At 41.8% G+C, this 8,900-nt stretch carries 7 protein-coding genes; 1 reads left to right on the top strand and 6 read right to left on the bottom strand.

The genetic code is table 11. The annotated features are described in order from the left end of the window. Nucleotides 1-104 precede the first annotated feature (104 nt). The 6 genes from NR125_RS28920 to glgB form a co-directional block, all read right to left on the bottom strand. Nucleotides 105-251: a hypothetical protein gene (locus NR125_RS28920; RefSeq protein ID WP_157380199.1), complete on the bottom strand. Its 147-nt coding sequence runs from the start codon at nucleotides 249-251 to the stop codon at nucleotides 105-107. Nucleotides 252-369: 118 nt separating this feature from the next. After that, the gene (locus NR125_RS28915; protein ID WP_009333418.1) at nucleotides 370-2,784 is read right to left on the bottom strand and encodes a glycogen/starch/alpha-glucan phosphorylase; all 2,415 of its coding nucleotides are present in this window, start codon (nucleotides 2,782-2,784) and stop codon (nucleotides 370-372) included. Then, the gene (glgA, locus tag NR125_RS28910) at nucleotides 2,774-4,225 is read right to left on the bottom strand and encodes a glycogen synthase GlgA (protein WP_192907817.1); all 1,452 of its coding nucleotides are present in this window, start codon (nucleotides 4,223-4,225) and stop codon (nucleotides 2,774-2,776) included. The genes NR125_RS28915 and glgA overlap by 11 nt, the downstream gene beginning before the upstream one ends. Then, nucleotides 4,222-5,250 carry a GlgC family sugar phosphate nucleotidyltransferase gene (locus NR125_RS28905; protein WP_019382986.1) on the bottom strand — a complete coding sequence of 343 codons (1,029 nt, stop codon included), beginning with the start codon at nucleotides 5,248-5,250 and terminating at the stop codon, nucleotides 4,222-4,224. The genes glgA and NR125_RS28905 overlap by 4 nt, the downstream gene beginning before the upstream one ends. Nucleotides 5,251-5,304: 54 nt before the next feature. Next, nucleotides 5,305-6,450 carry a glucose-1-phosphate adenylyltransferase gene (locus NR125_RS28900; RefSeq protein ID WP_009333421.1) on the bottom strand — a complete coding sequence of 382 codons (1,146 nt, stop codon included), beginning with the start codon at nucleotides 6,448-6,450 and terminating at the stop codon, nucleotides 5,305-5,307. Then, the gene (gene glgB / locus NR125_RS28895) at nucleotides 6,392-8,338 is read right to left on the bottom strand and encodes a 1,4-alpha-glucan branching enzyme (RefSeq protein WP_009333422.1); all 1,947 of its coding nucleotides are present in this window, start codon (nucleotides 8,336-8,338) and stop codon (nucleotides 6,392-6,394) included. Before glgB ends, NR125_RS28900 begins: the two co-directional genes overlap by 59 nt. A gap of 223 nt (nucleotides 8,339-8,561) precedes the next feature. On the opposite strand from glgB, the gene NR125_RS28890 reads away from it, so the two are divergent. Continuing rightward, on the top strand, nucleotides 8,562-8,759 hold the full coding sequence (locus NR125_RS28890) for a hypothetical protein (protein WP_009333423.1): 198 nt from the start codon (nucleotides 8,562-8,564) through the stop codon (nucleotides 8,757-8,759). Nucleotides 8,760-8,900: the final 141 nt, after the last annotated feature.

The raw sequence follows: 8,900 nt of genomic DNA, 5'->3' as shown, positions 1-8,900 counted from the left end.
TTATTCATACTGATTAACTCCCATTTTCTCTTGACCACCTTCATTTTGGGCGTTATTCACATTGATTAACTCCCATTTTCTCTTGAGCATTTTCATTTTGGGCATTATTCATACTGATTAACTCCCATTTTCTCTTGACCACCTTCATTTTGGGCGTTATTACATTGATTAACTCCCATTTTCTCTTGAGCCTCCTCATTTTGGGCTTTATTGCCACTGATTAACTCCCATTTTCTCTTGAGCACTTTCATTTTTGGCGTAATTCCCCCTGATTAACTCCCATTTTCTCTTGACCACCTTCATTCTGGGGGTAATTCCCACTAATCAACAAAAAACAGCCTCTTCTCACCGGAAAGGCTGTTCTCCTTTTTACTTATTCATCATTTCAACGCCAGCGGGCTTGATTTTCCAGATATCCCGTGCATATTCGCTGATTGTGCGGTCGCTGGAAAAGTATCCTGAACCGGCAATGTTCATTAAGCTCATTTTCAGCCAATGTTCCCGACCCTCATATGCTTTCCCGGCTTCTTTCTGGATATTGACATAGGAAGCAAAATCCCTCAACACAAAGTATTGGTCATTTTCCATCAGCAGTGAGTCAAAAATGGGCTCGAACTCATCATCGGCGTCCGGGAAAAATCCATTCACGAGCTGGTCGGCAACCTGGCGGATTCGTTTATCATGATGATAATACTCTCTGGAATTATATCCGCCATTCTGGTGATAACTGAGAACCTCATCTGCCGTTAAGCCAAAGATGAAAATATTGTCATCCCCTGCTTTTTCTTTTATCTCAATATTGGCTCCATCCAGCGTGCCCACTGTCAAAGCACCATTCATCATGAATTTCATATTGCCTGTACCGGAAGCTTCCTTGCTTGCCGTTGAAATTTGCTCGCTGATATCCGCAGCCGGAAAAATTTCCTCCGCCAGCGAAACCCGGTAATTTTCCATGAAGATAACCTTTAGAATATCTCTTGTCTGCGGGTCATTGTTCACCTTTACAGCAACGGTATTAATTAATTTAATGATTTTCTTTGCATAGTAATAGCCCGGCGAAGCTTTTGCCCCGAAAATAAATGTCCGCGGGTGCATGCGGAAATTGGAGTCTTCCTTCAGCCTATTATATAAATGCATAACATGAAGAATATTTAACAGCTGGCGCTTATAAGCATGCAGACGCTTAACCTGAATGTCAAAAATGGAAGACGTATCAACCACAATGCCCTGCTGCTCCTGGATGCGCTTCGCCAATCTTTCCTTGTTCAATTGCTTAACCTGATGCAGCTGATCAAGGAAAACTCTATCATTCTTAAAATCTGCCAGTTCGTGAAGCTTTTCCGGTTCCCGAATCCAGCCAGCCCCAATGCCCTCATTAATAAGATCGGACAAAAGCGGATTGGCTTTCAGGAGCCATCTTCTATGTGTGATCCCATTGGTTTTATTATTAAATTTCTCAGGAAAAATGTCATAAAACTGATTCATTTCCCGCTTCTTTAAGATTTCTGTATGAAGTGCAGCTACACCATTTACGCTGGAGCTGCCGACAAGGGCAAGGTGTGCCATCTTAACCTGGTCATGTGCGATGATCGCCATATCCTCAATCCGCTTCCAGTCACCCGGGTATCTGTTCCAAAGTTCGCTGCAAAAGCGCTCATTAATTTCATTCACTATCATGTAAATCCGCGGAAGCAAAGGCTGGAAAATACGGATAGGCCATTTCTCCAAAGCCTCTGAAAGAGTAGTATGATTCGTATAGGCAATCGTCCGGACAGTAATGTCCCAGGCTTCCTCCCAGCCCATTCCCTCTTCATCCAGCAGGATTCTCATAAGTTCAGGAATGGCAAGGACCGGATGTGTATCATTAATATGAATGCTCACAAAATCATGGAAATCTCTTAAACTATTATGCTGCTTTCGATAGGAACACACAATGGAACGGATACTGGCTGAAACAAGAAAGTATTGCTGCTTCAGCCTTAAAATCTTCCCTTCATCATGGGTATCATCAGGATAAAGAAACTCCGAAACAGATTCGGTTTCCCGTTTATATTTTAAAATATCATGATTTACAGGATAAGGAGAGGGTTCAGCATTCCAAAGCCTGAGAGTGTTAATTGTATCTGTTTTATATCCAGCGACAGGCATATCGTAAGGAACAGCCGAAATTGTCTCAGCATTCACATGGCGGAAAACAAGCCTGCCGTTGTCCTCTGCGGTTTCGACTTTGCCCCAAAAAGGAACTTCAATCGCCAGGTCTGCTTTTCTTACTTCCCAGACATGACCGTTCCGCAGCCACTGCTCCGGAAGCTCCACCTGATAGCCATCCACAATTTTCTGCTCAAATAGTCCATGCTTATAGCGAATTCCGCAGCCATGGCCGGGAAGATTCAAGGATGCAAGTGAATCCATAAAGCAAGCTGCCAGACGTCCCAGCCCGCCGTTTCCAAGCCCTGCATCTGCCTCGATTTCTTCAAGACGGTTCAAGTCAATTCCCAGATCTGCGAGGCCCTCTTTAACAACCTGCTCAATTCCCAGATTGATCAGATTATGATGAAGCAGGCGTCCCAATAAAAACTCGATGGATAAGTAATACACCTGCTTTTCACGGTCGATGCGGTACCGCTCATTTGTATTAATCCACTCTGTGCTCACATGTTCCCTGATCATATTTCCGAGTGTGAAGTAATGATCTCTTTCTGTGCTTTCACCAAAGCTTTTACCGCATGTCATCTCCAGTTTCTTCAGGAATTCCTCTTTGAACTCATCGCGATCAGAAAACATGGCTTTCACTCCTTGAAACAAGGCCTGCATATAGCTGATTGTATTTGAAAGCGGATTGCGCCCAGCTATTATCCATTCCCATTGCATTTTTCATAATTTGCTCCCATATTTTGCTGTCACCGAAAAAGCTTACTGCTCTTCTAATAGTGTACAGCATATCATGGGCATTAAAATGGCTGAAGGAAAAACCGTTGCCTTCTCCTGTGTATTCATTATAAGAATGAACAGTATCATTTAATCCGCCTGTTTCCCTGACGATGGGAATGGATCCATACCTCATGGCAATCATCTGTCCTAAACCGCATGGCTCAAATTGTGAAGGCATTAAGAATAAATCGGACCCTGCATAGAATTCATGTGCAAGCCCCTCATCAAACCCAATAAATGCTTTGCACTTATCGGGGTACCCCGCTTCCATCTCCCTGAAAAATTGCTCAAACTCAGGATCCCCAGTTCCTAAAACCAGAACTTGTATATCATCCTGCATTAGCTCATGGAACACACATTTAACAAGGTCCAGGCCCTTTTGTTTTGTCAGTCTCGTAACCATGGCTATCAGAGGAACCTCTTCCTTTACCGGCAGGCTGAATTTTTTCTGAAGATGCATCTTATTCTCTTTTTTAATCTGAAGCTTTTCAAAGGCATAATTTTCTTTTATAAATGGATCCTTCTCAGGATTATAAAACTCATCATCAATCCCATTTAGGATTCCTTCCAAATCATAAGCTCTGCGCTTCAGCAAATCATGCAGTTTCTCTCCGTAATATTTCGTTTGAATTTCATCTTTATAAGTAGGGCTGACTGTTGTAATTTTATCAGCAGCGACAAGTCCGCCCTTCATAAAATTGATATTTCCGAAGAATTCAAGCTTATCTGGATGAAAATGGCTATAGTCAAGCCCTAATAAATCTCCTAAAGCACTCCCCGGCATGATTCCCTGAAACTGAAGATTATGAATGGTGAAGACTGTCCGAATGAACTCATACCCCTTTTTCGCACGATACTCAACCCTCAGCAGAAAAGGAATCATCCCAGTATGCCAATCATGGCTGTGAATAACATCCGGATAGAAATCAATATGCTGAAGAGCATCCAGAACGGCCCGGTTAAAATAGGCAAACCTCTCTCCATCATCGTAATACCCGTATAATTTTTCACGGTTGAAGTAGTATTCATTATCAACAAAATAGAATACGATTCCCTGATGCTCAAGTTCTTCAATTCCGCAAAACTGGTTTCTCCATCCTACCTGAACTGTAAACTCGCACTTTTTAGACATTTTCTTTTTTAAATCATCTGATATGGAACCATACTTAGGAAGAATAACCCGTACGTCAGTCCCCTGCTTTGCAAGTTCTTTCGGGAGAGAACCGGCTACATCAGCAAGACCTCCGGATTTAACGAATGGAACACATTCAGAAACAGCAAACAATACTTTCACGAGTTCATCAGCGCTCCTTGTACGGTACCTTTGCGAATAACAAGAGGCATTTCATGTCTTCCCTCAATCCTGGCACCGGATTCTACCTTAACATCTTTATCTAAAATAACGGAGTCTAAAACACAGTTTTCTCCAATTTGGGTTTTTTGCATAATTATGCAGTTTTTCACGACTGAGCCCTTGCCAATTTTTACCCCGCGGGAGATAATGCTGTTCTCAACTGTCCCTTCAATCATGCATCCATTCGCAATCATCGAATTCTTTGCGCTTGCACCTTTCATATAACGGGTTGGCGGCTCATCTTTTACTTTTGTATAAATTGGCTGGCTGCGCAGGAAAATATTTTTCCATGCCTCCGGTTCCAATAGGCCCATGCTGGCAGCAAAGTAATTTTCAATGGAATCAATCATGACGGCCAAACCGGCATATTCATAATTGCATATCGTATAGGAATGATGGATGTCTGTAACGACATCACTCATGCATGTGTATCCAGTTTCGTTTCTATTTTCTATTAAGCTAACGAGCAGCGAAGTTTTTACAAGGTACATTTCAAGGGAGCGCCCATCCTGCCGAACAACTGTAATATCACACCCCGTCATAATATGTCTATCTAGAACAGGCCTGAAATCCATATTAAAAACTGTAAAACAGTTTGAGATCAATGCATATTCCTGTTTGCTGCGATAAAAATAATCCAAATTAGCAGCAAAGTGATTGAAAGATCCAATTCCTTTACTTGGACTATCCAGCAAAGGAGATGGGAAAAAGAATAGCCCATCCCTTTTTCTGTTTAGGTCCCAGTTTTTTCCCGAACCAAGATGATCCATTAAAGAGCGATATTGATACTTTGGAAATATGGCAACACTTTCAATATCCGAGTTGACCATATTGGAGAGAACAAAATCGATTAGCCTATAGCGGCCTGCAAACGGAACAGCTGCGAGCGACCTGTGTACTGTCAATTCCTCTAAATCTTCATGGTAGGTTGTTGCGTCTATCACACCAAGCATTCTCTTCTTCATGACATTCCCTCCCGTTTTATTGGCCAGGCGCCGTTTTGGCATCCAGGCTGTGAATTAAGAACAAATTCCCTGTATCATTTCCTGTGTTATCAGAATAATTTCATCATCTTCTTCGGAAGCACTAATCACAACGCCATCAGGTATGTTCATTCCGCTTGGCACTATCGCCTTTTCAATATAGACATTTTCACCAATTACAGCATCAGGCATGATGACCGATTCACGGATCACAGTATTCTTCCCAACCAGCACCCCTTGAAAAAGCACTGACTTTTCAACTTCCCCTTCAATTGTACAGCCTTCATTTATCAAAGACTCTGCAACCTCAGCTTGAGTTGAAATATACTGTGGAGGATGATTCGGATTCACCGAATAGATCCGCCAATCATGATCAAAAAGATTCAGCTCGCATTCATCATCCAATAAATCCATATTTGCCTCCCACAGGCTCTTGACTGTACCGACATCCTTCCAATAGCCATTGAACGGGTATGCGAACAGCTTTTTATTTTCGTCAAGCATTAATGGAATGATGTCCTTTCCAAAGTCATGAGTGGACTCCGGATTGCGGTCATCCATTTCCAGATATTCTTTTAAAACAGACCAATTAAAAATATATATTCCCATGGAGGCCAGATTATTTTTTGGATATGCTGGTTTTTCCTCAAATTCTGCGACCCGCATCTCCTCATCTGTATTCATGATTCCGAACCTGCTTGCCTCCGGCCAAGGTACTTCAATTACAGAAATAGTCGCATCCGCGCCTTTTTCAATATGATAATTCAGCATCAGCTCATAATTCATTTTATAAATATGATCACCGGATAAAATCAGGACATATTCCGGATCATATTGCTTTAGATAATTGAGGTTCTGATAAATAGCACTTGCTGTTCCCGTATACCACTTGACTTCCGATGATTCACTGTAAGGGGGCAGCACTGTCACACCGCCGTTCTTTCTATCAAGATCCCATGCGCTGCCTATGCCAATATACGAATTCAGAACCAGCGGCTGGTATTGGGTAAGAACACCGACTGTATCAATTCCGGAATTGGTGCAATTGCTCAATGTAAAATCAATAATCCGGTATTTCCCTCCAAATGGCACTGCAGGTTTCGCAAGACTTTTTGTTAGAGAACTAAGCCTGCTCCCTTTCCCTCCTGCTAATAACATTGCGACGCACTTTTTCTTTCCCATTTCCCTTCCTCTCCTTCCGATGTTTTACAGGGCGTAAGATTGAAATGCCAAATGGCGGAATAGACATTTCCAAACTGAACGGCTTGCCGTGAAACTCTTTTTCCTCAGTCTTAAGGACCCTCTTGTTGGTGCTATTTGATCCTCCAAAGCTATCACTATCACTGTTGAGTATTTCCCTATAAGACCCCGCCTTTGGAATTCCAATACGATAATTAGGGTAGAAAGCAGGTGTGAAATTGCAGACAATCACAAGAAAATCATCCACTTTTGAGCCTTTTCTGATAAAGGAAAAGATTGATTGGTCTGCATTATGACAATCAATCCATTCAAAGCCATCCTGAAGGTGATCAAGCTCAAAAAGAGCCTTTGAACGTTTATAAACCTTTATTAATTCTTTCACATAATCATTTGCTTTTTTATGCATCTCGTAATCAAGCAGATGCCAATCAAGCTGTTCTTTGTCTTTCCATTCGGAAAACTGCCCAAATTCGCTCCCCATGAAAAGAAGCTTCTTGCCGGGGTGGGCAATCATGTAGCCAAGCAGGAGCCTGAATTGCGCAAATTTTTGCCAGTAATCTCCGGGCATTTTATCAAGCAGCGATTTCTTTCCATGGACAACTTCATCATGTGAAAAAGGCAGTATGAAGTTTTCCGTAAAAGCATACAAAAGCGAAAAAGTCATCTTTCCATGAACATCAGATCGCCTCTCAGGTGCTGTTTCCATATATGTAAGAACGTCATTCATCCAGCCCATATTCCACTTGTAATGAAAACCCAGCCCTCCATAATGGACTGGTGCAGTCACTTGCGGCCAGTCTGTTGAATCCTCTGCCATCATGAGAAAGGAAGAATCATATTGCGAAACAACTTTATTTAAGTTTTGCAGAAAACGGGTGCCGAATGGATTTTCTGTCTTTCCATCCCGGTTAGGCCAATAGATAATATTAGCCACCGCATCAACCCGAAAGCCATCAATATGATATTTTTCCATCCAAAAAACAGCATTGGAAATAAGAAAGCTTTGAACTTCATTTTTGCTCAGGTCAAAATTAGCTGTCCCCCATACTCGGTTCTCTCTGTCGCCTTCTGTTTCATACTCATACAAATACGATCCATCAAACTGGTAAAGGCCGTGGGCATCTTTGCAGAAGTGTCCCGGTACCCAGTCCAGAATGACCCCAACACCCTGCTGATGGCACTGATCAACAAAATACATAAAATCATGCGGGTTGCCGTAACGGCTTGTAACAGAGTAATAACCTGTTCCCTGATAGCCCCAGGAAGCGTCGAGCGGATGCTCAATTAGAGGAAGCAATTCTATATGCGTAAACCCATGCTCCACCACATAAGGAATGAGTTCATCTGCAAGCTCCCTGTATGTAAACAGACTTCCAGACTCTTTTTGCTTCCACGAACCCAAATGAACTTCATAAATGACTGCAGGCTCCGTATAAATAGGCTTCATTTCTTTTTTTTGCATCCATTTGCTGTCATTCCACTGATATCCGTCAAGCGAATATACTATAGATGCTGTATTGGGCCTTACTTCTGAAAAAAAGCTATAAGGATCAGCCTTTAATACCACATCCCCTTTCTTTGTTTCAATTTCATACTTATACAAGGCACCTTCCATGTTTCCATCCAGCTGAATAAACCAGACACCTTCATTATTCACTCTATGTAAGGTATAGCCTTCTCCATTCCAATCATTAAAATCACCGACTAATCTGATAATTTCAGCGTTCGGTGCCCATACGCAAAAACGGGTAATCACTTCTCCGCCATTTGAAACTACATGTGCACCAAATAACTGGTGACTCTCATAATATGTCCCTTCATGGAACAAATGCAGCTGGTAATCGGTTGGAACCAAAGTATCCACTACCATCCTTCTCCCCACCCAGTGTCGTTTCTTTTGACTTTCCTGTTATATTCGTGAGACGTGAGAAAAATCCTTGTAAAAGTTTTTTTAATTTTATGACAACAACATTCAAATCCCGTTAAAAACCGATAGCATTCTGCCCAATTTAACAGCCTTCGACATAATCTCCGGTAAACTTAGACAAAATAAAACAAAGTATGCAAGCAAAAAATGAAAGGAGAATAATATTTTGAGCAATAAAGAAGAGGAATTTTTATTAAACGAGGCATCAAAAGATGAAATAAGAATTCCGATATTTGAAGCACCGGATGGAAAGATTATGGCCACAGGGGATATGTTTAGAGGCCCCTATACGGGAATATCTTCTGAAATCGATTTGAATAATCCAGGCAATAAATTAAGCAAGGAAGAAGAGAGGTTTGATTAAAAAACAAAAAAGCAACTAACCGAGGGCAGGCTGGAACAGAAAAGACAACAAAAAAGCTGCCAACAAATTGTTGACAGCTTTTTTGTATGACCCCTACGGGATTCGAACCCGTGTTACCGCCGTGAAAGGGCGGTGTCTTAA

Source organism: Cytobacillus sp. Bac17 (assembly GCF_024519925.1).
Classification (GTDB): Bacteria; Bacillota; Bacilli; order Bacillales; family Cytobacillaceae; genus Cytobacillus; species Cytobacillus pseudoceanisediminis.
The sequence above is the reverse complement of the archived record's forward strand: the minus strand, read 5'-3'. Positions and strand labels throughout refer to the sequence as shown.

Coding starts and splice junctions, on each gene's coding strand:
- NR125_RS28920 (WP_157380199.1), bottom strand. CDS start 251: ATGAAAGTGCTCAAGAGAAAATGGGAGTTAATCAGTGGCAATAAAGCC.
- NR125_RS28915 (WP_009333418.1), bottom strand. CDS start 2,784: ATGTTTTCTGATCGCGATGAGTTCAAAGAGGAATTCCTGAAGAAACTG.
- NR125_RS28905 (WP_019382986.1), bottom strand. CDS start 5,250: ATGAAGAAGAGAATGCTTGGTGTGATAGACGCAACAACCTACCATGAA.
- NR125_RS28900 (WP_009333421.1), bottom strand. CDS start 6,450: ATGGGAAAGAAAAAGTGCGTCGCAATGTTATTAGCAGGAGGGAAAGGG.
- glgB (WP_009333422.1), bottom strand. CDS start 8,338: ATGGTAGTGGATACTTTGGTTCCAACCGATTACCAGCTGCATTTGTTC.